Genomic DNA, 25,884 nt, shown 5'->3' with positions numbered 1-25,884 from the left:
ACCCACCCCTCGCCCGGACACCCACTATTCCCGGTAGTAACGGACAAATCGCCTGTGCGGCATCTCACCGGACAGAAAGATCGAAGAGCACCGAAATGTGACGGGGGCTACGCCGGTACGACGTTCGTGCGACCCGACCGCCCGGAGCACATCAGGGCGGTGACGGACCGTCAGACACTCATGACGGTGTGACGCACGCCTCTGGCGACCTACCCTCCGGTAACCCTACGGTTGCCCCCACGCCACCCTCACCCACAAGCATGCACACGACATGTTCGCAGCAGCAGGACGTGAGAGGACCCCCACATGAGCAGCAGACGCTCCTGGTCGCGCCGCGCCTCGGTGACCGCCGTCTCCGCGGCCGCCCTCGTCGCCCTGGCGGCCCCCGCCGAGGCGGCGACGGTCGCGGACACCGCGCAGGTCACGAACACCGCGCAGGCCGTGAGCACCGCGCGGGCCGCGGCGGACGTCGACTACGCCACCTGGCAGAAGGACTGCCAGGCCGTGATGGACCAGGCCCTGCCGTATCTCAAGCAGCGCATCGCCGCCCCCAGGCCCGGCGAGAAGCAGGCGATCGTCCTCGACGTCGACAACACCGCCCTGGAGACGGACTTCGGCTTCAGCTACCCCCAGCCGGCCAACAAGCCGGTCCTGGAGGCCGCCCGGTACGCCCAGGAGCGCGGTGTCGCCCTGTTCTTCGTCACCGCCCGCCCGGGCATCATCGCCTCGGTGACCGAATACAACCTCGAGCACGTCGGTTACCAGGTCTCCGGCCTCCATGTCCGCGGTTTCGCCGACCTGTTCAGGAACGTCGCCGACTACAAGACCGCCCAGCGCGCCGCCATCGAGGCGAAGGGCTACACGATCATCGCGAACATCGGCAACAGCGCCACCGACCTGTCGGGCGGCCACGCCGAGAAGACGTTCAAACTGCCGGACTACGACGGGCAGTTGTCCTGACACTCGATAAACTCCCCTGAGCGATCGACCACGGGGGTGGGGCATGGAACCGACGGTGCTCGGCGGAAGACTGGCGTCGGCACTGATCGGCCCCCTCGTGCGGAAGCTGTTCGTGACGGGCGGTCCCGGCGCCGGACTGGTCGACCGGCCGGTCCGGCTGACGGACCTGGTGTCCTTCCGGGGCGAGAAGCGCACCCTCGGCGAGAAGGAGGTGCGCAGGCTCGCGGGGCGGCTGGTCGGGGAATCGCTCGGCTCCCCCGGCGAGCCGCCCTTCCCGCGCGACGAGGAGACCGCCGTCGCCGAGGCCCTCGCCGCGCGGCTGCTCGCCCTCGGCGACCTGGACATGGACGACGTGCAGGCCGTCCGGCTCGGCCACCGCGCCCTGGCCGAGCGGCTGCGCCGCCAGGCCCCCGGGGCCGGGGACGGGCTGTCCGCCGACGCCCGCCACTTCCTCGACTCCGCGACGGAGTGGGCCTGCCTGCACGTCCTGGAGTTCTTCACCCGCCGCTCGGCCTTCGTGGCCCGGACGCTGGTGGAGCAGGCCCGGGGCCAGGCGGAGCTGATCGAGAAGGTCGACGAGCTGATCACCCGCGTCCCCCGCCCGGACGCCCGCGACACCGCGTTCGAGCGCCGGTACCTGCCCTACGTCGCCGAACGCCACGACCACCTCACCCTCTACGGCGTCGACCTGCGGGACGCCCCGGACCGGTGGCCGCTGGAGGTCGCCTATCTGACCCTGGAGGCCGTCGCCGATCCCGCCCCCGGCCCCGGCTCCGCTGCCGGCCCCGACGCCGTCCCCGGGGAGGACCCGCGGGCCCGCACCGCGCGCATGCCCGCCGACGAGGTGCTGGAGCGGGAGCCCAGGGTGCTGCTGCGCGGCGACGCGGGCTCCGGCAAGACGACCCTGGCCCAGTGGCTCGCGGTGAGCGCGGCACGCGAGGGCACCCGCGTGCCCTTCCTCCTGCCCCTGCGCACCCTGGTCCGCACCGGCCCGCTGCCCGCCCCGGCCGCGTTCCTGAGCGCCGTCGGCTGCCCGCTGACGCCGCCCGACGGCTGGGCGGAACGCGTCCTGACCGCGGGCCGGGGGCTGGTCCTGGTCGACGGCCTGGACGAGATCCCGGAAGTCGACCGCCGGGCGACCCGGGACTGGCTGCGCGGCCTCCTCGGCGCCTTCCCCGGCAACCGCTGGCTGCTGACCACCCGCCCCACCGCCGTACGCGCCGACTGGCTGGCGCGGGAGGGCTTCCTGGAACTCTCCCTCGCGCCGATGGGCCGGGCGGAGGTCGCCACCTTCGTCCACCGCTGGCACCGGGCCGCCGACGCACCGGAGTTCGAGCAGCCCCTGCTGGACTCCCTGCGCACCAAACGCGATCTGTCCCGCCTCGTCACCAACCCGCTGATGTGCGGCCTGGTCTGCGCCCTGCACCGCGAACGCCGCGGCTACCTGCCCACCGGGCGCAAGGAGCTGTACGAGGCGGCCCTGACCATGCTCCTGGCCCGCCGGGACCGGGAACGGGGCATGGGCGCGGTGGACGGCCCGGAGCTGGGCGAGGAGAGCCGGCTCGAACTGCTGCAGCGCATCGCCTACGCCCTGGTCCTCAGCGGCCGGCACGAGATGACGCTGGAGACGGCCGAGGGCATCGTGGACCGGTCCCTGCCCGCCCTCGGACCGGTCCCCGGGCAGGGCGACGCCGCCGCGGTGCTGCGGACCCTGCTGCTGCGCAGCGGCGTACTGCGCCGCCCGGCCGAGGGCGTCCTGGACTTCGTCCACCGCACGTTCCAGGACTACCTGGCGGCCCGGTACGCGGTGGAGGAGGGTCACCTCGGTGTCCTCACCGGCCGTGCCGAGGACACCGAGTGGGAGGACGTCATCCGCATGGCCGTGGCCCACGCCCGGCCCCGCGAACGCGTCCTCGTGCTCAGGGAGCTGCTGGGCAAGGGCGATCCCCGGCTCACCCTGCTGGCCCTGGCCTGCCTGGAGCACGCCGCGGCGCTGGACCCGGCGGTACGGGCGGAGGTGGAGGAGCGGGCCGCCGAGCTGATCCCGCCGCGCACGACCGAGGCCGCGCGGGAGCTGGCGGCGGCCGGCCCGCTGGTGCTGGAGCTGCTGCCGGAGCCGGAGGGCCTGTCGGACGAGGAGGCACGGGGCGTCACGGTCACCGCCTCCCTCCTGGGCCGGAAGGAACCCGAAGGGGCGCTCGCCGTCCTGCGCCGCTTCCGGAACCACCCCGACCTCGGCGTACGGCGGCAGCTCGTGGGCACCTGGCACCGCTTCGACGCCGAGGAGTACGCGGCCGAGATCCTGGACCACCTGGACCGGACCGGTCTCTTCCTCGAATGCACCTCGCCCGAGCAGTTCTCGGCGCTCGCCGGAATGCGTCCCTGGGACGGACTGAGCATCAGGGGGCGGTGCTCCGCCGAGGACATCGCGGCCCGGGTGCCCGAGCCCCCGGTGGTGACCGACCTGACCGTCACCGACAACCCGCTGCTGACGGATCTGGCCCCCCTGCGCCGCTTCACCTCGCTGACACGGCTGTCGTACTACCGGTGCCCGAACGCACGCGGCCTGGACCGGCTGGCGGGGCTCCCCCTGGCCGAACTCGTCCTCGGCTCCGGCACCGACCCGTCAGGGATCCGGTCCCTCACCTCCCTGACCCGGCTCTCCCTGTTCCCGGAGCTGCCCGGCGCCGCCCTCACCGAGTCCCTGCCCACCGACGCCCCGCTGCGGTCCCTCCACCTAGGCGGCGAGTGCACGGGCTCGACCGGGCTGCGCGGGCTGAGCCACTGGAAGACCCTGCGCACACTCGGCCTCGGCGCGCTGACCACGGAGCTGACCGAGGACGACTGGCGGGAGGTCACCGCCCTGCCCGCGCTCACCGGCCTCTATCTGGACGCGGCGCTCCTCCGGGAGACGCCGGCCTCCATCGGCCGCATGCCCGAGCTGCCGGGTGTCAAGGTGCTGGCGGTGGACCGTATGGAGGGCACCGAACACCTCGCGGCGCTCGCGTCCCGGCTGCCGGGCGTGCGCCACGTGACCCTGTCCGAACGCCCCGACCGCTCCTTCCCCCTGTCCGAGGTCCGTCCGCTCTTCCCGGGCGCCGAAGTGGTCACCGAGGCGGCCTCGCGCGCACAGTGACACGGCGTGCGAAAGGGGGCTGCCCCGGGACCGGAGTCCCGGGGCAGCCCCCTTTCCCGACGTGCCCGGAGGGCTACGCCTCCTTGCTCAGGTTCGGCCCGCCACCGGCCGCCTGCTCGATCGGCGGGACGTCGGGCAGCGCCGACTTCTCCTCACCCCGGAAGGTGAAGGTCTTCGACTCGCCCTCGCCCTCGGTGTCCACGACCACGATGTGACCGGGGCGCAGCTCGCCGAAGAGGATCTTCTCCGACAGCGTGTCCTCGATCTCGCGCTGGATGGTGCGCCGCAGCGGACGCGCGCCCAGCACCGGGTCGTAGCCCTTCTTGGACAGCAGTTCCTTGGCGGACTGGGAGAGCTCGATGCCCATGTCCCGGTCCTTCAGGCGCTCGTCCACCTTGCTGATCATCAGGTCGACGATCCGCAGGATGTCCTCCTGCGTCAGCTGCGGGAAGACGACCACGTCGTCGACGCGGTTGAGGAACTCGGGCCGGAAGTGCTGCTTGAGCTCGTCCGACACCTTGTTCTTCATGCGCTCGTAGTTGGTCTTCGTGTCACCCGCGGCGGCGAAGCCGAGGTTGAAGCCCTTGGAGATGTCCCGGGTGCCGAGGTTGGTCGTCATGATGATGACCGTGTTCTTGAAGTCCACGACCCGGCCCTGGGAGTCGGTCAGGCGACCGTCCTCCAGGATCTGCAGCAGCGAGTTGAAGATGTCCGGGTGGGCCTTCTCGACCTCGTCGAAGAGGACGACCGAGAACGGCTTGCGGCGCACCTTCTCCGTCAGCTGGCCGCCCTCCTCGTAGCCCACGTAGCCGGGGGGCGAACCGAACAGACGCGAGACCGTGTGCTTCTCGCTGAACTCCGACATGTCGAGGGAGATCAGCGCGTCCTCGTCGCCGAACAGGAACTCGGCCAGCGCCTTGGACAGCTCGGTCTTACCGACACCGGACGGGCCCGCGAAGATGAACGAACCACCCGGACGCTTCGGGTCCTTCAGGCCCGCACGCGTACGGCGGATCGCCTTCGACAGCGCCTTGACGGCGTCGTCCTGGCCGATGACCCGCTTGTGCAGCTCCTCCTCCATGCGGAGCAGGCGGCTGGACTCCTCCTCGGTCAGCTTGAAGACCGGGATGCCGGTGGCCGTGGCGAGGACCTCGGCGATCAGGTCGCCGTCGACCTCGGCGACGACGTCCATGTCGCCGGCCTTCCACTCCTTCTCCCGCTTCGCCTTGGCGGCCAGGAGCTGCTTCTCCTTGTCGCGCAGGGAGGCGGCCTTCTCGAAGTCCTGCGAGTCGATCGCGGACTCCTTGTCCCGGCGGACGGCGGCGATCTTCTCGTCGAACTCGCGCAGGTCCGGCGGCGCGGTCATCCGGCGGATCCGCATCCGGGAACCGGCCTCGTCGATCAGGTCGATCGCCTTGTCCGGCAGGAAGCGGTCCGAGATGTACCGGTCGGCCAGGGTGGCGGCCTGGACCAGCGCCTCGTCGGTGATGGAGACGCGGTGGTGCGCCTCGTACCGGTCGCGCAGGCCCTTGAGGATCTCGATCGTGTGCGGCAGGGACGGCTCGGCGACCTGGATGGGCTGGAAGCGGCGCTCCAGGGCCGCGTCCTTCTCCAGGTGCTTGCGGTACTCGTCCAGCGTGGTCGCACCGATGGTCTGCAGCTCGCCGCGGGCCAGCATCGGCTTCAGGATGCTCGCCGCGTCGATGGCGCCCTCGGCGGCACCCGCACCGACCAGCGTGTGCAGCTCGTCGATGAACAGGATGATGTCGCCGCGGGTGCGGATCTCCTTGAGCACCTTCTTCAGGCGCTCCTCGAAGTCACCGCGGTAGCGGGAGCCGGCGACCAGCGCGCCGAGGTCCAGCGTGTAGAGGTGCTTGTCCTTGAGCGTCTCGGGCACCTCGCCCTTGACGATGGCCTGGGCGAGGCCCTCGACGACGGCGGTCTTGCCGACGCCGGGCTCACCGATCAGGACCGGGTTGTTCTTGGTCCGGCGGGACAGCACCTGCATGACCCGCTCGATCTCCTTCTCGCGCCCGATGACCGGGTCGAGCTTGGACTCACGGGCGGCCTGGGTGAGGTTCCGGCCGAACTGGTCGAGGACCAGGGACGTGGAGGGCGTGCCCTCGGCAGGACCGCCGGCGGTGGCGGCCTCCTTGCCCTGGTAACCGGAGAGCAGCTGGATCACCTGCTGCCGCACGCGGTTGAGATCGGCGCCCAGCTTGACCAGGACCTGGGCGGCGACGCCCTCGCCCTCGCGGATCAGGCCGAGCAGGATGTGTTCCGTGCCGATGTAGTTGTGGCCCAGCTGAAGCGCCTCGCGCAGCGACAGCTCCAGCACCTTCTTGGCACGGGGGGTGAAGGGGATGTGGCCGGACGGCGCCTGCTGCCCCTGGCCGATGATCTCCTCCACCTGCTGGCGGACCGCCTCAAGCGAAATGCCGAGGCTCTCCAGGGCCTTTGCGGCGACACCCTCACCCTCGTGGATCAGGCCCAGGAGGATGTGCTCGGTGCCGATGTAGTTGTGGTTGAGCATCCGGGCTTCTTCCTGAGCCAGGACGACAACCCGCCGCGCGCGGTCGGTGAACCTCTCGAACATCGTTAATCGCTCCTCAGAGCGGTCAGGCAGTGGGGGGAACTTCCCCTCCCTGTCCTTCCGCAGCTTAGTCCCGCAAGCGGGGACCGCTCATTCCAACTGCCGACACCGGACCGAGAACCAGCACTGCCTCCTGACCCCGAACGCCGACATCTGCTCCAACCCGATGGTGCGAGACGATGTTCCCGCAGGCCAGGCAGATACCCCAGTCGCCAGTACGCCGATGGCGAACGTGAGACGGCCTCTCCTGCGCGTCGCCCCCTCCCACTAGGCATGTCTTACCCGTTGTCACGGACAGTCCATGCCGAGTGCGCCGGTTCCCTCCGCTACGGGCGAACAACCTTGCGCCACCCCACACCCCTACGCGCCCCCTCTTCCGGCACTCTGCGCACTCATCGGAGCACCCAGCGTAACCCGCACGCTCCTCCGGCAGTTGCCCTTGGCATGGTTGGCGATCCGCCTCCGGCCGTGACGGCCCCCGCTTCCCGCCGGCCGGCCTGCCCGCGCGGGCAGGCGGGACCGGATGGGCGGGCGGGACCGGGTGAGCGCAGGAAACGGAGCGAGCAGGGGGAGCCGGGGAATCCCATGGGGCAGGAGGGACCGAGGGGCCTCGGGGAGCCGACGGACCTCGCGGAGCCGGCGGACCGGAGCGGCCGGTGCGACCGGGTCCGGCGGTGGTACGAGGACGAGCTGGGCTGGCCGACGGCGCCCGGGGCGCCCGTACGGCTTCGGGTGGGTGTCCGGTTCGACGTGCTGGACGTTCCGGCGGAGGCGGGCCGCGCGGCGCTGTGGCGGCTGGGGCCGGGCTCCCCGGTGGCCGTGCAGGGCGACCGGATGCGGCTGCTGGTGGCCGCGGGCAGCGCGGAGGAACTGCCCGGGCTGCTGGACTGGCTGGAGTGGGGTGCGCTGGCGCTCGATCTGACGGCGATCGGCGCGGGGGGTGTCATGGCCGCCCCGCCGCCCCCCGGCCCCGGCCCCACCGGCACGCGGCCGCTTCCCCTGGACCGGCGCGGTTCACAGGGGGCCGCCGCATGGCTGCGGCCCCCCGGGCCTGGGTGCGAGGTCGAGTCCTCGCTGCCGACGCTGTCGGCCGTGGGGAGCGGTGAGGGCGCCCCCGATCTCGTACGGCTGGTCGACACGGTGGCGGCGCAGTGCCACCGGATCCGGCTGCGGCGCGCGTGCGCCCGGCCGCCGGCCTGCTCGCAGGTCCCGCGTCCGTACCAGCAGGCCGCGGATCAGCCGTTGGCCTTCTCGTACTCCTCGCGGATGGACGCGGGGACACGGCCCCGGTCGTTGACCTCGTAACCGTTCGCCTTGGCCCACGCGCGGATGGCCGCGGTGTCCTGGCTGCCGCCGGAGGAGGCACGCGCCTTTCCGCGTCCGCCGGAGGCACGGCCACCGGTACGGCGGCCGCTCTTCACGTAAGGCTCCAGGAGACTGCGGAGCTTGTCCGCGTTGGCGGTGGTGAGATCGATCTCGTATGTCTTGCCGTCCAGCGCGAACGTCACGGTCTCGTCCGCCTCGCCACCGTCGAGGTCGTCGACAAGAAGGACCTGAACCTTCTGTGCCACCGGATTTCCTTTCATCGATAACGTGAGGGCCGGGGTCTGCCGGCGTCCGCCGTATCTCCGTCCCCTGTTATATGCAGTACTGCAGTACGTCGGAAAGCAAACCGCTTTTGCCGGAAAAACACAAACCCCTGGAGAGGCCGACGGTCCGGACCCGGCCCGGAAACATGCGCGTTTCGGACATAGGGAACCCGAGTGCGGTCGCCCGGGCGGAATAGAGGTGGCGGATCAGCGATCCTTGCACGGGGATCCCCTGCGGATCCCCAGGGTTCGCCGCGGATCCCCGGGCCGGTCGCGGATGCCCGGCGATCACAGATGCAGAAGCATCCGGCTGTTGCCCAAGGTGTTCGGTTTCACTCGTTCGAGACCGAGGAACTCCGCGACGCCCTCGTCATAGGAACGCAGGAGCTCCGCGTAGACATCGGTGTCGACCGGGGTCTCCCCGATCTCCACGAAGCCGTGCTTGCCGAAGAAGTCCACTTCGAAGGTCAGACAGAAAACGCGGCGAACGCCGAGCCAGCGGGCGGTCTGCAGCAACTTCTCCAGCACGCGATGGCCGACGCCGGCGCCCTTCAGGCCGGGCTGCACGGCGAGAGTGCGGACTTCCGCGAGATCTTCCCACATCACGTGCAGGGCGCCGCAGCCGACCACCTCGGCGTTGTCGTCCCGTTCCGCGACCCAGAACTCCTGGATGTCCTCGTAAAGCGTCACCGTCGCTTTGTCGAGCAGGATCCCGTCCCGGACGTACACGTCGAGGAGACGGCGTACGGCCGGGACATCGCTGGTGCGGGCCCGCCGGACGGTGATGGCTTTCGCGGTGACTTCGGGGCTCTCTGCTGACATGAGCGGACGCTATCGCCCGCCGCCCTCCGCTGCCGAACCGGGGTTCTGCACAGGGGTATCGGGGGCCGCTTCGGCACCGGGCGGGACATTCGGCGGGGGTGTGGGACGCGGGTTCTGTTCGACTTCGGATGTTTCCGGTCCCTGGACGACGCGCAGGGCGTCCCGGAGTGCCTGTCGCTGTTCGTCGCTCATCATCGCGAAGAAGGCGACAAGGGCCGCGGCGGGGTTGTCGCTCTGGGACCAGGCGTCGTTCATCAGGGCGGCGGCGTAGGCGGCCCGGGTGGAGACCGCCTCATATCGATAGGCGCGGCCTTCCGCCTCGCGGCGCACCCAGCCCTTCTGATGGAGATTGTCCAAAACGGTCATCACCGTGGTGTAGGCGATCGACCGTTCCCGCTGGAGATCTTCCAGGACTTCTCGAACGGTCACCGGGCGGTTCCACTTCCACACCCGCGTCATGACCGCGTCTTCGAGTTCTCCCAATGGGCGAGGCACATCTCCGACGATAGTGGGAGATCCAGGGAATGGCGTGACGGACGTGCACCCACATCCCCATACGCGAACAAAAAGGGCGTGCGGCTCGGATGTGCGGGAGCGCGGAGCCGTACGCCGGGGGCGCGCCGCCGGGGCGCGGTCAGGCGTCGGGCTCGGCGGAGGCCCGGCGGGGGCCCTCCGCGCGCGCCAGGGCGGCGTCGACGGCCTCGTCCTCCTTGGCCTTGTTGGTGCCGCCCTGGGTCTTCACGATCACCCTGATCACGGCGATGAACAACGCGGCCATGACGACCGGGGGCAGAAGCGCGGAGACGTAGTCCATGCGTCCAGGGTAGCCACGGGGCGGGGGATCGCCGGGATCGGGTGGGTCAGCCCGCGGCCAGTCGCCGCGGGGGCCTGCGCGCGGGTGCGGCCGGTTCGCGCCGGGGGCGGGCCTCGCCCGGCGCGGGGGCGGGAACCGGGCGGGAGGCCGGTTTCTCCACGGGGCTCCGCCCGGACGCTCCGGCGGGGTCCTCGGCAAAGCCGGCCAGACCGCCGGGGAGGGAGAGGAGGCGGCTGCGGGAGGCGGGTGCGGCCGGGGCCGCCGTGCCGGGCGCGCGGGGCGTGCGGGCCGGGCCGGGCCCGGCGGAGGTCCGGCAGCGGCGCAGGAGGGCGGCCGCCCCGGGGTGGCCGCGCAGGGCGCGGAGCGCCGCGAGGTCGTCGGGGGCCGGGCGGTGCCCGGCGCCCAGCGCCTCGTCCAGGAGCGCGAGGTAGCCGGCGGCGGCGCCCGGGAGGGCGGCACGGTAGCGCGCGAGGTCGGCCACGAAAAAGGCGCGCAGCCGGGCCCCCTCCCGCAGCGCCTCGTCGAGCGACTCCGCGAGACGGAGGCAGTCCTGGACGTCCCCGGCACAGGCGGGGCCGTGGTGCAGAGCGAGGGCGAGGGCGCGGCGGAGCACCCGCAGCTCCTCCGCGCCGAACGCCATGCCGCCGCGGGATCCGTAGGGCGTGGGCATGCGGCGACAGTACGCGCCGGCCGGACGGACTTCGCCCACCGGGCGGGTGTGGCGTGCGGAGCCACTCGGGTGGCCGGAGAGGCCCCCGCCCCGGCCGGCGGCAGCGGGCCGGCCGGGGCAGGACCTCCTCAGCCCGCGGCAGCGGACCGGCCGGGGCGGGGTCCGGCCGGGGCGGGAAGGGGCGCGCCCGGCCCGGTCCGCCGGGGCGCCGGCGGGGTCACAGGCGGGAGACGTTCCGTTCGTACACCAGGCGCAGGCCGATCAGGGTCAGCCACGGCTCGTGCTCGTCGATGACCGAGGACTCGCCCAGCACCATGGGCGCCAGGCCGCCGGTCGCGATGACGGTGACGTCGTCCGGGTCGTCGGCCAGCTCGCGGGCCATGCGGTTGACGACGCCGTCGACCTGCCCGGCGAAGCCGTAGACGATGCCCGCCTGCATGGCCTCGACCGTGTTCTTGCCGATGACGCTCCGCGGCCGGGCCACCTCGATCTTGCGCAGCTGCGCCGCCTTGACGCCGAGCGCCTCGACGGAGATCTCGATGCCGGGGGCGATGACCCCGCCGACGTACTCCCCGCGCGCGGACACCGCGTCGAACGTCGTCGCCGTGCCGAAGTCGACGACGATCGCCGGGCCGCCGTACAGCTCGTTGGCGGCGACCGCGTTGATGATGCGGTCGGCGCCGACCTCCTTGGGGTTGTCGAAGAGGATCGGCACGCCCGTCTTCACGCCGGGCTCGACGAGGACCGCGGGGACGTCGCCGTAGTGGCGGCGGGTGACCTCGCGCAGCTCGTGCAGGACCGAGGGGACGGTGGCGCAGATCGCGATGCCGTCGATGCCGTCGCCCAGGTCGTCGCCCAGGAGGGGGTGCATGCCCATCAGACCCTGGAGGAGGACCGCGAGCTCGTCGGCGGTGCGGCGCGCGTCGGTGGAGATGCGCCAGTGCTCGACGATGTCCTCGCCGTCGAAGAGGCCCAGGACGGTGTGCGTGTTGCCTACGTCGATCGTCAGCAGCATGTCCCGTACCCCTACTCCGCCGCTCGCAGATCCAGGCCGATGTCCAGGACGGGGGAGGAGTGGGTCAGGGCTCCCACGGCCAGGTAGTCGACGCCCGTGTCCGCGTACGCCCTGGCGTTCTCCAGGGTCAGGCGGCCCGACGCCTCCAGCTTCGCCCGGCCGCCGACGACGGCGACGGCCTCCGCGCACTCGCCGGGCGTGAAGTTGTCCAGCAGGATCAGGTCGGCGCCGGCGTCCACGACCTCGCGCAGCTGGTGCAGGGTGTCGACCTCGACCTCGACGGGGACGTCGGGGAAGCGCTCGCGGACCGCCTGGAACGCCTGGGCGACGCCGCCCGCGGCGACCACGTGGTTGTCCTTGACCAGGGCCGCGTCGGAGAGGGACATGCGGTGGTTGACGCCGCCGCCGCAGCGGACCGCGTACTTCTCCAGCGAGCGCAGGCCGGGGGTCGTCTTGCGGGTGTCGCGGACCTTCGCCCCGGTGCCCTCCAGGACGTCCGCCCACGCGCGGGTGGCGGTGGCGATGCCCGACAGGCGGCACAGGATGTTCAGGGCGCTGCGTTCGGCGGTGAGCAGGTCGCGGGTGCGGGTGGTGATCGACAGGAGCTTCTGGCCCGCTTCGACGCGGTCGCCGTCCTCGGCGTGGCGCTCGACGGTCAGTTCGTCCTCGCAGACCACGGAGACGACCGCCTCGGCGATCCTCAGGCCCGCGACGACGCCCGCCTCGCGCGCGGTGAAGTCGGCGGTGGCGACGGCGTCCTCGGGGATCGTCGCGACCGTCGTCACGTCCACGCCGTGTGCCAGGTCCTCCTGCACGGCCACGTTGGCGATGTCCTCGACCTCCACGGGGTCGAGTCCGGCGTCGGCCAGCAGCTGGGCGAGGGCGGGGTCCAGGCCGCACTCCAGGTATTCCTCGTCGGTGTCCGCGCCGCAGGCGCAGCCGTCGCCGCAGCCGCCCTGGGCGAGGGGAAGGTCGGGGTGGGTCACGTCGGTCACTGCTCCTGGAGAGGCACGGTGGTCCCCCCTGCCCGGGCGCGGTCGGGAGCGCCGGGATCCTGGGGGAGGGTCGGGGGGAAGTCTGCGGTATCGGTGGTGCGCACGGCCAGCGTGCGGTCCGGGTTCAGGGATACGACGATGTGGCGGCGCCACGCCGTGTCGTCGCGGTCGGGGCGGTCCTCGCGCCAGTGGCAGCCCCGGGTCTCCTCGCGGAGCCGGGCCGCGGCCACCAGGACGCGGGCCACGCACAGGAGGTTGGTGGCCTCCCAGGTGTCGACGCCGGGCTCGGCCGTCTTGCCGTTCTCGGCCAGGGCGTCGAGGGCGTCGGCGTGCAGCTGCTCCAGCCGGTCGGCGGCTCGGACGAGGGAGTCGGCGGAGCGCAGGACCCCGGCGCCCCGCGTCATGATCCGCTGGATGGTGAGGCGGGCCTCCGGGGCGAGGAGGGGGTGGGCCGGCCTGCCGGGGTGCTCCACCGGTTCCGGCACACGCGCGCGCAGGCCGTTCCCGGTCAGGCTCGCGGCGATGTCGGCGGCGATGCGCTCGGCGTAGACCAGGCCCTCGAGGAGGGAGTTGGAGGCCAGGCGGTTGGCGCCGTGCACGCCGGTGCAGGCGACCTCGCCGCACGCGTACAGGCCCGGGACGGTGGTGCGGCCGTGGGAGTCGGTGCGGACGCCGCCGGAGGCGTAGTGGGCGGCCGGGGCGACCGGGACGGGCTCGGTGACCGGGTCGATGCCGTGGGCGCGGCAGGCGGCGAGGATCGTGGGGAAGCGGTGCTCCCACATGGCGGCGCCGAAGTGCCGCGCGTCGAGGTACATGTGCTCGGCGCCCTGCTCCCGCATGCGCCGCATGATGCCCTTGGCGACGATGTCGCGGGGGGCGAGCTCGGCCAGTTCGTGCTGCCCCTGCATGAAGCGCACGCCGTCGGCGTCCACCAGATGGGCGCCCTCGCCGCGCACCGCCTCGGAGACCAGCGGCTGCTGGCCCTCCGCGTCCGGGCCGAGGAAGAGGACGGTGGGGTGGAACTGGACGAACTCCAGGTCGCTGACCTCGGCGCCCGCGCGCAGCGCGAGGGCCACGCCGTCGCCGGTGGAGACGGCGGGGTTGGTGGTCGCGGAGAAGACCTGGCCCATGCCGCCGGTGGCGAGGACCACGGCGGGCGCGTGGACGGCGCCCACGCCGTCGTGCCGGCCCTCGCCCATCACGTGCAGGGTGACGCCCGCGGTGCGGCCGTCGGCGTCCGTGAGCAGGTCCAGGACCAGGGCGTTCTCGATCGTGCGGATGCCCGCCCGTCGCCCGCCACCCCCCTTGCCCGCAGACGCCTCGCGTGCGTCCCGCCCGGCCGCGCGGACCGCCGCGACGAGCGCGCGGGAGATCTCCGCGCCGGTCGCGTCGCCGCCGGCGTGGGCGATGCGGCGGCGGTGGTGGCCGCCCTCGCGGGTGAGTTCCAGGCCGCCCCCGGCCGCCTCGTCGAACCGGGCGCCGGTGTCGATGAGGCGGCGTACGGCGTCGGGGCCCTCGGTGACGAGGATGCGGACCGCCTCCTCGTCGCACAGGCCCGCGCCCGCGACCAGGGTGTCGTCGAGGTGCTGCTCGGGGGTGTCGCCCTCGCCGAGGGCGGCGGCGATGCCGCCCTGCGCCCAGCGGGTGGAGCCGTCGTCGAGGCGGGCCTTGGTGACGACGACCGTGTCCAGGCCGGCGGCCTCGCAGCGCAGGGCCGCGGTGAGGCCCGCGACACCGGAGCCGACGACCACCACGTCCGCCGGGATGGACCACCCTGGGGCGGGCGCGTGCAGTCGTATGCCGGTGCGGGTCACGAGGTGGCTCCGAAGGTCAGGGGGATGTTGTCGATCAGCCGGGTCGTGCCGACCCGGGCGGCGACGGCGAGGACGGCCTCGCCGGTGTGGTCGTCCCCGATCTCGGTGAAGTCGGACGGGTCGACGAGGGCGAGGTAGTCCAGTTCGAGCGGCGGGTCGAGGCGGGCGGCCTCGTCCAGGACCAGGCGGGCGGCGGCGCGGACGGCGGCCGGTCCGGCCGGGGTGGCCTTGGCCACGGCGTGCGCGTCGGCGGCGGCGCGGGACTCCCCCAGGGCGCTGAGCGCCTCGGCCCGCGCGTGCGAGGCGGGCACTTCGCGGGCCCGTGCGCGCAGCGCCTCCTGGGCGGCGTGCCGGTCCCGGCCCGCGAACAGGGCCCGGGACAGGGCGAGGGCGGTGCGGCGCTCGGCGGGCGAGAGGTAGCGGTTGCGGCTGGACAGGGCCAGGCCGTCCGCCTCGCGCACGGTGGGCACGCCGACGATCTCGACGCCGAAGTTCAGGTCCCGCACCATGCGGCGGATCAGGGCGAGCTGCTGGGCGTCCTTCTGGCCGTACAACGCGACGTCCGGGCGGGTGAGGTGCAGCAGCTTGGCGACGACCGTGAGCATGCCGTCGAAGTGGCCGGGCCGCGAGGCGCCCTCCAGACGCCGGCCCATGGGACCGGCGCTGACGCGGACCTGGGGCTCGCCGCCCGGGTAGACCTCCTCCACGGACGGGGCGAACACGACGTCCGCGCCCGACCGGCCGGCCAGCTCGACGTCGGCCTCCAGGGTGCGCGGATAGCGGTCGAGGTCCTCGCCCGCGCCGAACTGCAGCGGGTTGACGAAGACGGTGACGACGACCTCGCCGTCCGGGTCGACGGTCTCGCGGGCGGTGCGGACGAGGGTGGCGTGGCCCTCGTGCAGGGCGCCCATGGTCATCACGACGGCCCGGCGGCCGTGGCGCACGCGCGCGTGCAGCTCGTCGGCGGTGCGCAGCAGGGTGGTGGTCATCGGGCGTCCCCTTCGGTGCCGTCGGTCCCGTGGGCGAGTACGCCGAGGAGGTCCTCGGCGAGTTCGGGCCTGAGCAGCCCGTGGGCGAGCGCCCGGTCCGCGGTGGCGCGCGCCATCGCCAGGTAGCCGGCGACGGTCTGCGGGGCGTGCCGGCGCAACTCGGCGACGTGCGCGGCGACCGTGCCCGCGTCCCCGCGCGCCACGGGGCCGGTCAGGGCCGCGTCGCCGGAGCGCAGGGCGTTGTCCAGGGCGGCGCCCAGCAGCGGGCCGAGCATCCGGTCGGGGGCCTCGACGCCGGCCGCGCGCAGCAGCTCCATCGACTGGGCGACCAGGGTGACCAGGTGGTTGGCGCCGAGCGCGAGGGCCGCGTGGTACAGCGGGCGCCGCTCCTCGGCGATCCACTCCGGCTCGCCGCCCATCTCGATGACCAGGGCCTCGGCGGCCAGCCGCAGCTCCTCGGGGGCGGTGACGCCGAAGGAGCACCCGGCCAGCCGCTGCACGTCGACGGGGGTGCCGGTGAAGGTCATCGCCGGGTGCAGGGCGAGCGGCAGGGCGCCCGCGCGCAGGGCGGGGTCCAGGACCCGCGTGCCGTACCGGCCCGAGGTGTGCACGAGCAGCTGGCCCGGCCGCACCGCGCCGGTGTCGGCGAGCCCGGTGACGAGCCCGGGCAGGGCGTCGTCCGGAACGGTCAGCAGCACCAGCTCGGCGCGGGCCAGGACCTCGGCGGGCGGAACGAGCGGCACGTCGGGCAGCAGCGCGGCGGCGCGCCGCCGGGAGGCGTCGGAGACGCCGGAGACGGCCACCGGGCGGTGTCCGGCGAGCTGCAGGGAGGCCGCCAGGGCGGGGCCCACGCGGCCGGCGCCGACGACGCCGACGGTGAGCCGCGCGGGGCGGTCCCTGGGGTCGGGCTGAGGGGGTGTGTTCACGCGACGACGGCCTTCCCGTTCCAGTCCGCTCCGGGTACCGGACGATTTCTCGTCATGTTAACGCGATCGGTTCGAGGGGTGTTCGGCTGTCCACAGGCTGTGGGTTTCCGCGCGGGGCGCCGGCACGCGGGGCGCGGGAAGCGGAGCGGTCGCGCGCCGGCGCGCACGGCGGGGCGCTGGCGCACGGGCACGGGATGCGAGCGGTCGCGCGCGCCGGGAGGACGGAGCGGTGGCACGCGGGTGCGGAGGCGGCGGGTGTACGCGCGGGGCGGCACACGGCATGATCACGGGAATGAGCGACACGGCGGACACCGGCGAGCGGATGCCGGACGAGGAGCACCGCACACGGCTGCGCGAGCGGCGTCTGGCCGCCGCGCGGAACGCGGAGCGGGTGCTCGCGCGCCTCGGGTTCCGGGGCACCCTGCGGGAGCGCCTGGCACTGCTGGACGCGGCGCGGGACGTGTACGACCTGGACGAGCCGGCCGACGTCTACGGCGACGGTGTCGTCGAGGCCCTGGAGGAGCGGACCGCCGGGCTGCTCGGCCAGGAGGCGGCCGTCTTCTTCCCGACGGGCACCATGGCCCAGCAGGTCGCCCTGCGCTGCTGGGCGGCCCGCACCGGCAGCCCGGCCGTCGCCCTGCACGCGCTGGCCCACCCCGAGGTGCACGAGCGGAACGCGCTCAGCCAGGTCAGCGGTCTGCGCCCGGTGCGGGTGACGGACGCGCCCCGGCCGCCGACCGCCGCGGAGGTACGCGACCTCGAGGAGCCCTTCGGGGCGCTGATGCTGGAACTCCCCCTGAGGGACGCCGGTTTCGTGCTGCCCTCCTGGGGGGAGCTCACCGAGGTCGTGGCGGCGGCGCGGGAGCGCGACGCGGTGGTGCACTTCGACGGCGCCCGCCTGTGGGAGTCCACCGTCCACCTCGGCCGGCCCCTGGACGAGATCGCGGGCCTGGCGGACAGCGTCTACGTGTCGTTCTACAAGTCCCTCGACGGCTACGGCGGGGCCGCCCTCGCCGGCCCGCGGACGCTGGTGGAGGAGGCGCGGAGCTGGCGGCACCGCTACGGCGGCACCGTGTTCCAGCAGTTCCCGGCGGCGCTGTCGGCGCTGGTGGGCCTGGAGCGGGAGCTGCCCCGGCTGCCCGGGTACGTGCGGCACGCGCGCGTGGTGGCCGCCGCGCTGCGGGAGGGCTTCGCGGCGGCCGGCGTGCCGTGGGCGCGTGTGCACCCGCGGGTGCCGCACACCCACGACTTCCAGGTCTGGCTGCCGTACGACGCCGAGGTCCTCGCCGAGGCGGCGGTCCGCACCGCCGAGGAGACCGGCACCCTGCTGTTCGCCAACGCCTGGTCCCGCAGGGGCCCGGACATCGCCTGCACCGAGGTCTACGTACGGGCCGCCGGCCTCGACTGGACGGCGGACGACGTACGGGCGGCGGTGGCGGAGTTCGCCTCCCGGCTCGACGGGTAGTCCCGGTGGTGCCGGCTCGGCAGGGGGTCCCGGCGGTTCCGGCTCGACGGGTGGCCCCGGTGGTCCCGGTGGTCCCGGAGCCGCCGGTGCCCCGGTGAGGTCGCCTGGTCCGGCGCGGCCGTCGGTCGCCGGCCGCGCCGTCGGCGGCGGGGTGCACCATGAGGGCATGAGTGTGTGCATCGACATCGCGGGCCTGCGGCCGGAGGGGGTGACCGTCGCGCTCTCGCCCCTGGCCGAGCTGGGCTCGGCGCTGCACGTGCTCGCGGAGCCGGTCCACCACCCGGGCGTCAGGGGCTGGGCGACCGCGGTGTCCGCGCGCCTGGAGCCGGACCTCGCCGACCGGCTGTGCGAGGCGGACTTCCTGTGGACGGCGGCGTTCACGGACGTCTTCATGCCGTGCGCCGGCGTACCGGGCCGCCGGACGCGGCCGGGTGCCACGCTCGCCGAGGAGCTGGACCTGCTGGACAAGCTGTCCGACGAGCAGTTCGTGGCCGCGGCGCTGGAGTTCACCTGCGGCGGGCCGTGTCCGGGCCCCGAACCGGAGCTGCTGGGCGATCCCGCGCTGCGGGAGCGGGCGCTGGAGCTGGCCGCCGCGCGCGGCCCCCGCCAGGCGCGTTTCACCCGCCGGCTGCTCGACGACCCGCCCGCGGTCCGCGCCTGGTTCCGGCAGCTCGTCCTGGACTGCGAGGAGGCGTTCTTCGCGGACACCTGGGCGCGCGTGCGGGGCCGGCTCGCCGCCGACGCCCGCCACAAGACCGAGCTGCTGCGCCGCAAGGGCCTCTCGGACATGCTGGCCGCGGTGTCCCCCGCGATCGCCCTGGACGAGGAGGCGGCGCTCATCACCGTCGACAAGATGCTCGTGGGGCGCACCACCACGGGCGACGGCGGCCTGCTGTTCATCCCCACCAGCCTGGGGTGGCCCCACCTGCTCGTGCTGCACCGCCGCGACTGGCAGCCCGTGGTGCAGTACCCGGTGGGCGTGCCCGACGCCGTCGACCCGCCCTCCGTCGAGCAGATCACCCTGCGGCTGACCGCGCTCGCGCACCCGGCGCGGGCGCGGCTGTGCCGCCACCTCGCGCGCGGCGCGTTCACCACCGGCGAGCTGGCCGACGCGCACGGCATGACGGCGCCGGAGGTGTCCCGGCACCTGAGCGTGCTGAAGAAGGCCGGGCTGGTCACCACCCGCCGGCGCGGCCGCTACGCGCAGCACCAGCTGGACCTCACGGTGGTGGCCCGCCTGGGCGGCGACCTCATCCAGGGCCTCCTGCGCTGACCCCGGCCGGCCCCGCCCGGACGCCTCGCGCCGGGCGGCCGCGCCCGCTCCCGGGGTCGGTCGAACCGGATGTGCCGCAGCCCGACCCGCGCCCCGGTCAGCCGTGTCCGCCGGCCCGCACCAGCCCCGTCTCGTACGCCAGGACCACCACCTGCACCCGGTCGCGCAGCCCCAGCTTGGTCAGGATGCGCCCCACGTGCGTCTTCACGGTCGCCTCGGACAGCACCAGCCGGGCCGCTATCTCCCCGTTGGACAGGCCCTGCGCGACCAGCACCATCACCTCGCGCTCGCGGCCGGTGAGCCGCTCCAGCTCCTTGTGCTGCGGCTGCCCGCCGGTGCCCGGCAGCATCGGCGCGAAGCGGTCCAGCAGCCGGCGGGTGGTGGAGGGCGCGACCACCGCGTCGCCGCTGTGCACGGCCCGGATCGCGGCCAGCAGCTCGCCCGGCGGCACGTCCTTGAGCATGAACCCGGAGGCGCCCGCCTTCAGCGCGGAGAAGGCGTACTCGTCGAGGTCGAAGGTGGTCAGGATCAGCACCTTCGGCGGGTCGGCCGCGGCGCAGATCCGGCGGGTGGCCTCCACGCCGTCCAGCTTGGGCATGCGGACGTCCATCAGGACGACGTCCACGTCGGTGGAGCGCAGCGCCTGGAGGGCCTCGACGCCGTCGCCCGCCTCCGCGACGACCTCCATGTCCGGCTGGGCGGCGAGCACCATCCGGAACCCGGTGCGCAGCAGCGCCTGGTCGTCGACGAGCATCACGCGGATCGCCATCGGGTCCTCTTCCGTGTCGTGTTCCCCGGCCGGGGGCGCGAGGGGCGTTACAGGTGTCAACAAGGGGCGTGCGTCGGCGTCAGTGCGCGGGTTTGAGCGGGAGCAGGGCGCTGATGCGGAATCCCCCGCCGGGGCGCGGCCCCGCGTCCAGGGTGCCGCCGACCATGCCGACCCGCTCGCGCATGCCGATCAGGCCGTGGCCCCGGCCGTCGAGGCCGCCCTCCTCGTACAGCTCGTGCGGGGCGCCCTTGCCGTCGTCCTCGACCAGCAGGCCGAGCCCGTCGTCGAAGTAGACCAGGCGCACGCTCGCGCCCGCGTTCGGCCCGCCGTGCTTGCGGGTGTTGGTGAGCGCCTCCTGCACGATGCGGTAGGCGGTCAGCTCGACGCCGCTGGGCAGCGGGCGCGGGGTGCCCTCGATCCTGAAGTCGACCGGCAGGCCGGAACCGCGGCACTGCTCGACGAGGTCCTCGATCTGCCGCACGTCGGGCTGCGGCACGTACTCGCCGGCCTCCTGGTGCTCGCCGGTGCGCAGCACGCCCAGCAGGCGGCGCATCTCGGCGAGGGCCTGCCGGCCGGTGGAGGATATGGTCTCCAGGGCCTTCTTCGCCTGGTCGGGCGCGGCGTCCAGGACGTAGGCGGCGCCGTCGGCCTGCACCACCATCACCGAGACGTTGTGCGCGACGACGTCGTGCAGCTCGCGCGCGATGCGGGCGCGTTCGGCGGCGACCGCGACCTTGGCCTGCGCCTCGCGCTCCTTCTCCAGCCGGGCGGCGCGCTCCTCCAGCTGCGCGAAGTAGGCGCGGCGGGTGCGGACGGAGTCGCCGAGCACCCAGGCGAGCGCGAACGGCACCGCCTGGAAGACCGTCAGCGCGACGTTGCCCGCGACGCCCGTCTGGTCGCTCGGCCAGCGCAGCTGGGCCAGGGGGGCCGCGCACAGGCCCGCGGCCAGCGCGAACCGGGACGCCCAGCGGGCGCCCGTCGCGGCGACCGTGTAGACGATCACCAGCAGGGCGAAGTCGGCCGCCGTCGTCTCGACGTCCAGCACCAGCTGGACCACGCCCAGCCCGAAAGCCAGCAGCAGCATCCTCTCCGGCGCCCGCCGGCGCAGCGCGATCACCAGGCACAGCAGGCCGGCGACGGGCAGGACGATCATCGGCGCGTCGGTGCCCCTGGTCTCCTGCCGGGCGACCTCACCCAGCACGGAGATCCCGAACAGGACGACGGCCCAGGCGCTGTCGACCCACGTCGGGTGCCTGCGGAGGAAGTCATAGAGGCGCTGCACGTAACCCAGCGTAGGGAGGCCGCGTGTGTGCGGGAGTCAACCGGAGGACCGATCCGCGCCGGTCGCGCGTACTCCGCAAGGTGGAGTTCCGTTCCTTGCGTGCGTTTAGCCTGGGCCGGTGACAGCAGCGACGACGGGCCGGTGGCGGGGTTGGCGGGCGGCGGCGCAGGCCGCGCTGTACGGGCCGGACGGCTTCTACCGCAGGCCGGAGGGGCCGGCCGGGCACTTCCGCACGTCCGTGCACGCCTCGCCGCTGTTCGCCGGGGCCGTGGCGCGGCTGCTGTGCCGGGTGGACGCGGCGCTGGGGCGGCCCGCGCGGCTCGACTTCGTCGACATGGCGGCCGGGCGGGGCGAGCTGGTCGCCGGGGTCCTGGCCGCGCTGCCGGCCGAGGTGGCCGCCCGCACGCGCGGGTACGCCGTCGAGGTCGCCGGCCGGCCCGACGGCCTCGACGAGCGGATCGCGTGGCTGCCCGAGCCGCCGCGGAGCGTCACGGGGCTGCTGTTCGCCAACGAGTGGCTGGACAACGTGCCCGTGGACGTCGTGGAGGTGGACGCCGCGGGCGTGCCGCGGCGGGTGCTGGTCGACACGGACGGGGCCGAGCGGCTCGGGGAGCCGGTCTCCGGGGAGCAGGCCGCGTGGCTGGCGCGGTGGTGGCCGCTGCCGGCCGAGGAGGGGCTGCGGGCCGAGATCGGGCTGCCCCGGGACACCGCGTGGGCGTCCGCGGTGGCCGCGCTCGACCGCGGGCTCGCCGTCGCCGTCGACTACGCGCACACGCGGGACGCCCGGCCGCCCTTCGGGACGCTCACCGGATACCGCGAGGGGCGGGAGACGCGGCCCGTGCCGGACGGGTCGTGCGACATCACCGCGCACGTCGCCCTGGACGCGTGCGCGCTGCCCGGCGCACGCCTCCTGCCCCAGCGTGAGGCCCTGCGCGCCCTCGGCGTGACCGGCGCACGCCCCCCGCTGGCCCTCGCCACCACCGATCCCCCGGCCTATGTGCGCGCCCTCGCGCGTGCCGGCGAGGCGGCCGAGCTGACGGCGCCGGGCGGGCTGGGCGACTTCGGCTGGCTGGTGCAGCCGGTCGGGATCCCCGGCCCGCCGGCCCCCGGCGCCGGCGGCACCGGGACCGCCGGGGCCCTACTTGTCGATGTCGCCGACGACGAAGAACAGTGATCCCAGGATCGCCACCATGTCCGCCACCAGCGTCCCCGGCAGCAGCTCGGTGAGCGCCTGGATGTTGTTGTACGACGCCGAGCGCAGCTTGAGCCGGTACGGCGTCTTCTCGCCCTTGCTGACCAGGTAGTAGCCGTTGATCCCGAGCGGGTTCTCGGTCCACGCGTACGTGTGCCCCTCCGGCGCCTTCAGCACCTTGGGCAGCCGCTGGTTGATCGGCCCGGGCGGCAGCTCGGCGAGCCGGTCCAGGCAGGCGTCGGCGAGGTCGAGGGCGTTGTGCGTCTGCTCCAGCAGGCACTCGAAGCGGGCGAGGCAGTCGCCCTCCTGCCGGGTGACCACCTTCAGGACGTCCTGCAACTCCCCGTACGCGAGGTACGGCTCGTCGCGGCGCAGGTCGAAGTCGACGCCCGAGGCGCGCGCGATCGGCCCGCTCACGCCGTACGCGTGCACGGCCTCCGGCGCGAGGACGCCCACCCCGCGCGTGCGCCCCCGGAAGATCTCGTTGCCGAGCACCAGGTCGTCGAAGTCGCCCAGGCGCGAGCGCACGGCGGCGACGGCGCCCCGCGCGCGTGCGGCCCAGCCGGCCGGCAGGTCCTCCTTGAGGCCGCCGACGCGGTTGAACATGTAGTGGATCCGGCCGCCGGAGACCTCCTCCATGACGTTCTGGAGCGTCTCGCGCTCCCGGAACGCGTAGAAGACCGGGGTGATGCCGCCGAGCTCCAGCGGATACGAGCCGAGGAACATCAGGTGGTTGAGCACCCGGTTCAGCTCCGCGAGCAGCGTCCGCGTCCACACCGCCCGCTCGGGGACCTCCATGCCGAGCATGCGCTCCACGGCGAGGACGACGCCCAGCTCGTTGGAGAACGCCGACAGCCAGTCGTGGCGGTTGGCGAGCACGATGATCTGGCGGTAGTCGCGCGCCTCGAACAGCTTCTCCGCGCCGCGGTGCATGTAGCCGATCACCGGCTCGGCGCGCGTGATGCGCTCGCCGTCCAGGACCAGCCTCAGCCGCAGCACACCGTGCGTCGACGGATGCTGCGGCCCGATGTTGAGCACCATGTCGGTGCTCTCCGCGGCGCCGCCGATCCCGACCATGGTCTCCGTCGTAGGCGTCATGCACCCAGTCTCCCCTACGTACGCTGGCCCCATGGAGACGGGGAGCCCGGACGACACGGGCAGGGCGGGGACGGCGGAACCCGCGGGCACGGCGGAACCCGCGGGCACGGCGGAGCCGGTGTGGACCGGGCTGCCGCCGGGGCTGCTGCGGATGCGGCGGCTGCTGCTGGTGGTGTGGCTGGGGCTGCTCGCCCTCGGTCTGGGACTGCTGCTCGGGCTGCTCGCCGGTCCCGCGTGGGCGGCCTTCGCGCTGCTGCCGGCGGTGGCGGCGGTGTGGGGCTGGGTGCTGCTGGAGCGCAACTGGCGGTCCTGGCGGTACGCCGAGCGCGCCGACGACCTGCTGATCAGCCGGGGCGTACTGTGGCGCGAGCAGACGGTCGTGCCGTACGGGCGGATGCAGCTGGTCGAGGTCACCTCGGGCCCGGTCGAACGGTACTTCGGGCTGGCCAGCGTGCAGCTGCACACCGCCGCCGCGGCGACCGACGCGACCATCCCCGGCCTCGACCCGGCCGAGGCGGAACGGCTGCGCGACCGGCTCGCCGAGCTGGGCGAGGCCCGATCGGCGGGACTGTGACGGCGCCCCGGGCACCCGAGGCCCGCGGCGGCGCGACCGAGCGGCGGCTGCACCCGGTCACGCCGCTGAGGCGGGCGTGGGCGCCGGTCGCCGTCCTCATCGGATGGGCGGTGCACGACCCCGACCAGGCGCAGCGCCAGCTGACCCGGCTGACCCCGGCCACACTGCTGGCCGGCCTTGCCGTACTCGTCCCGGCCGCCGCCCTCTACGGCTTTCTGACCTGGTGGTTCACCCATTTCGCGGTGACCGGGACGGAGCTGCGCATACGGACCGGCCTGGTGTTCCGGCGCACCGCGCACATCCGCCTGGAACGGATCCAGGCCATCGACGTCACCCAGCCGCTGCTGGCCCGGGTCGCGGGCGTCGCCAAGCTCAGACTCGACGTCATAGGCACCGACAAGAAGGACGAGCTGGCCTTCCTGGGCGCCGGCGAGGCCCGTGCGCTGCGCGCCGAACTCCTGGCGCGGGCGGCCGGTTTCGCGGCCGGGGCCGCGGGCGAGGTCGGCGAGGCGCCGTCGACGCGGCTGCTGCGCGTGCCGCCCCGCGTGCTCGCCGTCTCGCTGCTGCTGACCGGCGCCACCTGGGGCACGCTGGTCGCCGCGCTCGTCGTCCCGGCGCTGCTGTGGTCGGCCACCCACAGCCTGTGGACGGTCCTGGCGACCGCCGTGCCGCTGCTGGGCGCGGCGGGGGCGAGCAGCGCGGGACGGTTCGTCACCGAGTACGACTGGACCGTGGGCGAGTCCCCGGACGGGCTGCGCATCGACCGGGGACTGCTGGACCGGGCCCACGAGACGGTGCCGCCGGGGCGGGTGCAGACCGTGCGGATCGTGGAGCCGCTGCTGTGGCGGTGGTGGAGGGCCCCCGGCCCGGGCGAGGCCGGCGGCGGGGGCGGCTGGGTGCGGGTGGAGCTGGACGTGGCCGGGTCGTCGAACTCCGTGCTGGTGCCGGTCGCGCCGCGCGAGGTCGCCGAGGCCGTCATAGCGCGCGTGCTGCCCGGCGTGACCGTACCGCCGCGCTCGTCGCTGTCCCGGCCGCCGCGGCGCGCCCGGTGGTGCGCGCCGGTGTGGTGGCGCGGGCACGGAGTCGCCGTCACCGACGCGGTGTTCGCGGCCCGCCACGGCCTGCTGCGGCGCCGCCTGGCGCTGGTCCCGCACGCCAAGGTGCAGAGCGTGCGGATGACGCAGGGACCGTGGCAGCGGTTCCGGGGACTCGCCGACGTGCGCGTGGACACCGGGGCCGGCAAGACCGTGACGGCCCGGCTGCGGGACGCCGGGGAGGCCGCGGAGCTGCTGCGGGGACAGGCGGAGAGGTCCCGCACGGGGCGCCGGGACGCGCGTCCGGACCGGTGGATGGCGTGAGGGACGGTGTGCGGGGCGGGTGACACGGCGGCCGGGCCGCGCCACCCGCCCCTCGGCGTCCGGCGGGAGCAGGACGTCCGGTCCGGCGGGAGCAGGGGCGTCCGGTGGTCCCGGGGCATCCGGTGGCCGCAGGAGGTCCGGCACGCGGGCCGGAGCGGCCGGCCGGCGTCAGGAAGCCGCGCTGCGCAGCCCCTGGACGTCGATCGGCTCCGTCTCGTCGTGCGCCGTCAGGTCGATGACCTGGCCCGCGCGCGGCGACTCGTCGTCCGCCGGCTTGAACCGGGCCTCCGCCTCGGCCTTGTGGAGGGCGAGGGCCTCCTGGCCGACCACGTCCGCGAGGTCCTCGTTGTGGACGGTCTCCAGGGCGGGCCGGGACGCCGGCTTCTTCTGGTTCTTCGTGCCGAAGAAGTCGAACCCGCCCTCGGCCGCCGGCCGCCGCGCGGGAGCGGGCGGCACGACGGCCGCCGCGGTCGGCACGGTGAAGTGCCCGGCCGGCCGCTGCGCGGGCCGGTCCGCGGGGTCGGCGGCCGCGGACCGGTGCCCGCCGGCC

At 74.2% G+C, this 25,884-nt stretch carries 22 protein-coding genes and 1 pseudogene; 8 read left to right on the top strand and 15 right to left on the bottom strand.

Translation table 11 applies throughout. The annotated features are described in order from the left end of the window. The first annotated feature begins 306 nt into the window (after positions 1-306). Complete coding sequence (locus ABD363_RS28845) at positions 307-960, top strand: HAD family acid phosphatase (protein ID WP_344608798.1); 654 nt, start codon at positions 307-309, stop codon at positions 958-960. 43 nt (positions 961-1,003) lie between these two features. Beyond that, positions 1,004-4,096 (top strand): NACHT domain-containing protein, encoded by a 3,093-nt coding sequence (locus ABD363_RS28840; protein WP_344608796.1) that lies wholly within the window; start codon positions 1,004-1,006, stop codon positions 4,094-4,096. Between the two features lie 73 nt (positions 4,097-4,169). Here the strand turns inward: ABD363_RS28840 and ABD363_RS28835 are convergent, their stop codons facing one another. Next, on the bottom strand, positions 4,170-6,692 hold the full coding sequence (locus ABD363_RS28835; protein WP_344608794.1) for an ATP-dependent Clp protease ATP-binding subunit: 2,523 nt from the start codon (positions 6,690-6,692) through the stop codon (positions 4,170-4,172). A 582-nt stretch (positions 6,693-7,274) separates the two neighbouring features. Between ABD363_RS28835 and ABD363_RS28830 the strand changes: the two genes are divergently transcribed. After that, the gene (locus tag ABD363_RS28830; protein ID WP_344608792.1) at positions 7,275-7,994 is read left to right on the top strand and encodes an SCO3374 family protein; all 720 of its coding nucleotides are present in this window, start codon (positions 7,275-7,277) and stop codon (positions 7,992-7,994) included. On the opposite strand, the gene ABD363_RS28825 is transcribed toward ABD363_RS28830, so the two are convergent. The 10 genes from ABD363_RS28825 to ABD363_RS28780 all read right to left on the bottom strand — a co-directional run bounded on the left by ABD363_RS28825 (position 7,925) and on the right by ABD363_RS28780 (position 16,323). Continuing rightward, positions 7,925-8,260, bottom strand: a complete 336-nt coding sequence (locus tag ABD363_RS28825; protein ID WP_344608790.1) for a histone-like nucleoid-structuring protein Lsr2 — start codon at positions 8,258-8,260, stop codon at positions 7,925-7,927. The two genes, ABD363_RS28830 and ABD363_RS28825, sit on opposite strands and share 70 nt — an antisense overlap. A 306-nt stretch (positions 8,261-8,566) precedes the next feature. Continuing rightward, positions 8,567-9,100 (bottom strand): amino-acid N-acetyltransferase, encoded by a 534-nt coding sequence (locus ABD363_RS28820; protein WP_344608788.1) that lies wholly within the window; start codon positions 9,098-9,100, stop codon positions 8,567-8,569. Between the two features lie 9 nt (positions 9,101-9,109). After that, on the bottom strand, positions 9,110-9,559 hold the full coding sequence (locus ABD363_RS28815; protein WP_425578036.1) for a BlaI/MecI/CopY family transcriptional regulator: 450 nt from the start codon (positions 9,557-9,559) through the stop codon (positions 9,110-9,112). A 175-nt stretch (positions 9,560-9,734) separates the two neighbouring features. Further along, a complete protein-coding gene (locus ABD363_RS28810) occupies positions 9,735-9,914 on the bottom strand; it encodes a hypothetical protein (protein ID WP_344608784.1) in 180 nt (59 codons plus the stop codon). 46 nt (positions 9,915-9,960) lie between these two features. Beyond that, the gene (locus ABD363_RS28805; protein WP_344608818.1) at positions 9,961-10,554 is read right to left on the bottom strand and encodes a hypothetical protein; all 594 of its coding nucleotides are present in this window, start codon (positions 10,552-10,554) and stop codon (positions 9,961-9,963) included. Between the two features lie 247 nt (positions 10,555-10,801). Next, positions 10,802-11,599 (bottom strand): type III pantothenate kinase, encoded by a 798-nt coding sequence (locus ABD363_RS28800; protein ID WP_344608782.1) that lies wholly within the window; start codon positions 11,597-11,599, stop codon positions 10,802-10,804. Between the two features lie 11 nt (positions 11,600-11,610). Next, positions 11,611-12,585, bottom strand: coding sequence for a carboxylating nicotinate-nucleotide diphosphorylase (gene nadC, locus ABD363_RS28795; RefSeq protein ID WP_344608816.1), 975 nt, complete (start codon positions 12,583-12,585; stop codon positions 11,611-11,613). A 5-nt stretch (positions 12,586-12,590) separates the two neighbouring features. After that, positions 12,591-14,408 carry an L-aspartate oxidase gene (locus tag ABD363_RS28790; protein WP_344608780.1) on the bottom strand — a complete coding sequence of 606 codons (1,818 nt, stop codon included), beginning with the start codon at positions 14,406-14,408 and terminating at the stop codon, positions 12,591-12,593. After that, positions 14,405-15,397, bottom strand: a complete 993-nt coding sequence (gene panC, locus ABD363_RS28785) for a pantoate--beta-alanine ligase (protein ID WP_344608778.1) — start codon at positions 15,395-15,397, stop codon at positions 14,405-14,407. Before panC ends, ABD363_RS28790 begins: the two co-directional genes overlap by 4 nt. Beyond that, positions 15,394-16,323, bottom strand: coding sequence for a Rossmann-like and DUF2520 domain-containing protein (locus ABD363_RS28780; RefSeq protein ID WP_344608776.1), 930 nt, complete (start codon positions 16,321-16,323; stop codon positions 15,394-15,396). Before ABD363_RS28780 ends, panC begins: the two co-directional genes overlap by 4 nt. Before the next feature lie 292 nt (positions 16,324-16,615). Here ABD363_RS28780 and ABD363_RS28775 point away from each other — a divergent pair, with 292 nt between their 5' ends. Next, positions 16,616-17,788 carry a threonine aldolase family protein gene (locus ABD363_RS28775; RefSeq protein WP_344608774.1) on the top strand — a complete coding sequence of 391 codons (1,173 nt, stop codon included), beginning with the start codon at positions 16,616-16,618 and terminating at the stop codon, positions 17,786-17,788. Between the two features lie 166 nt (positions 17,789-17,954). Further along, positions 17,955-19,061, top strand: a complete 1,107-nt coding sequence (locus ABD363_RS28770; protein ID WP_344608772.1) for a DUF5937 family protein — start codon at positions 17,955-17,957, stop codon at positions 19,059-19,061. 97 nt (positions 19,062-19,158) lie between these two features. On the opposite strand, the gene ABD363_RS28765 is transcribed toward ABD363_RS28770, so the two are convergent. Further along, positions 19,159-19,830, bottom strand: coding sequence for a response regulator transcription factor (locus ABD363_RS28765; protein ID WP_344608770.1), 672 nt, complete (start codon positions 19,828-19,830; stop codon positions 19,159-19,161). A 79-nt stretch (positions 19,831-19,909) separates the two neighbouring features. Further along, on the bottom strand, positions 19,910-21,112 hold the full coding sequence (locus tag ABD363_RS28760) for a sensor histidine kinase (RefSeq protein ID WP_344608768.1): 1,203 nt from the start codon (positions 21,110-21,112) through the stop codon (positions 19,910-19,912). A gap of 118 nt (positions 21,113-21,230) precedes the next feature. Here ABD363_RS28760 and ABD363_RS28755 point away from each other — a divergent pair, with 118 nt between their 5' ends. Then, positions 21,231-22,286 carry an SAM-dependent methyltransferase gene (locus tag ABD363_RS28755; RefSeq protein WP_344608766.1) on the top strand — a complete coding sequence of 352 codons (1,056 nt, stop codon included), beginning with the start codon at positions 21,231-21,233 and terminating at the stop codon, positions 22,284-22,286. On the opposite strand, the gene ABD363_RS28750 is transcribed toward ABD363_RS28755, so the two are convergent. Then, positions 22,251-23,402, bottom strand: coding sequence for an NADH-quinone oxidoreductase subunit D (locus tag ABD363_RS28750; protein WP_344608764.1), 1,152 nt, complete (start codon positions 23,400-23,402; stop codon positions 22,251-22,253). The genes ABD363_RS28755 and ABD363_RS28750 overlap by 36 nt on opposite strands. A 31-nt stretch (positions 23,403-23,433) precedes the next feature. Here ABD363_RS28750 and ABD363_RS28745 point away from each other — a divergent pair, with 31 nt between their 5' ends. Further along, a complete protein-coding gene (locus ABD363_RS28745; RefSeq protein WP_344608762.1) occupies positions 23,434-23,976 on the top strand; it encodes a PH domain-containing protein in 543 nt (180 codons plus the stop codon). Beyond that, on the top strand, positions 23,973-25,334 hold the full coding sequence (locus ABD363_RS28740) for a PH domain-containing protein (protein ID WP_344608760.1): 1,362 nt from the start codon (positions 23,973-23,975) through the stop codon (positions 25,332-25,334). Before ABD363_RS28745 ends, ABD363_RS28740 begins: the two co-directional genes overlap by 4 nt. Positions 25,335-25,502: 168 nt before the next feature. Here ABD363_RS28740 and ABD363_RS28735 read toward each other — a convergent pair. Further along, a pseudogene (locus ABD363_RS28735) lies at positions 25,503-25,884 on the bottom strand (hypothetical protein); the annotation flags it as partial.

The sequence above is a fragment of the Streptomyces glaucus genome (genome assembly GCF_039533365.1).
GTDB classification, from domain to species: domain Bacteria; phylum Actinomycetota; class Actinomycetes; order Streptomycetales; family Streptomycetaceae; genus Streptomyces; species Streptomyces glaucus.
This window is presented reverse-complemented; position numbering and strand designations above follow the sequence as displayed.

Coding starts and splice junctions, on each gene's coding strand:
- ABD363_RS28845 (WP_344608798.1), top strand. CDS start 307: ATGAGCAGCAGACGCTCCTGGTCGCGCCGCGCCTCGGTGACCGCCGTC.
- ABD363_RS28840 (WP_344608796.1), top strand. CDS start 1,004: ATGGAACCGACGGTGCTCGGCGGAAGACTGGCGTCGGCACTGATCGGC.
- ABD363_RS28835 (WP_344608794.1), bottom strand. CDS start 6,692: ATGTTCGAGAGGTTCACCGACCGCGCGCGGCGGGTTGTCGTCCTGGCT.
- ABD363_RS28830 (WP_344608792.1), top strand. CDS start 7,275: ATGGGGCAGGAGGGACCGAGGGGCCTCGGGGAGCCGACGGACCTCGCG.
- ABD363_RS28820 (WP_344608788.1), bottom strand. CDS start 9,100: ATGTCAGCAGAGAGCCCCGAAGTCACCGCGAAAGCCATCACCGTCCGG.
- ABD363_RS28815 (WP_425578036.1), bottom strand. CDS start 9,559: ATGACGCGGGTGTGGAAGTGGAACCGCCCGGTGACCGTTCGAGAAGTC.
- ABD363_RS28810 (WP_344608784.1), bottom strand. CDS start 9,914: ATGGACTACGTCTCCGCGCTTCTGCCCCCGGTCGTCATGGCCGCGTTG.
- ABD363_RS28805 (WP_344608818.1), bottom strand. CDS start 10,554: ATGGCGTTCGGCGCGGAGGAGCTGCGGGTGCTCCGCCGCGCCCTCGCC.
- ABD363_RS28800 (WP_344608782.1), bottom strand. CDS start 11,599: ATGCTGCTGACGATCGACGTAGGCAACACGCACACCGTCCTGGGCCTC.
- panC (WP_344608778.1), bottom strand. CDS start 15,397: ATGACCACCACCCTGCTGCGCACCGCCGACGAGCTGCACGCGCGCGTG.
- ABD363_RS28775 (WP_344608774.1), top strand. CDS start 16,616: ATGAGCGACACGGCGGACACCGGCGAGCGGATGCCGGACGAGGAGCAC.
- ABD363_RS28770 (WP_344608772.1), top strand. CDS start 17,955: ATGAGTGTGTGCATCGACATCGCGGGCCTGCGGCCGGAGGGGGTGACC.
- ABD363_RS28765 (WP_344608770.1), bottom strand. CDS start 19,830: ATGGCGATCCGCGTGATGCTCGTCGACGACCAGGCGCTGCTGCGCACC.
- ABD363_RS28750 (WP_344608764.1), bottom strand. CDS start 23,402: ATGACGCCTACGACGGAGACCATGGTCGGGATCGGCGGCGCCGCGGAG.
- ABD363_RS28745 (WP_344608762.1), top strand. CDS start 23,434: ATGGAGACGGGGAGCCCGGACGACACGGGCAGGGCGGGGACGGCGGAA.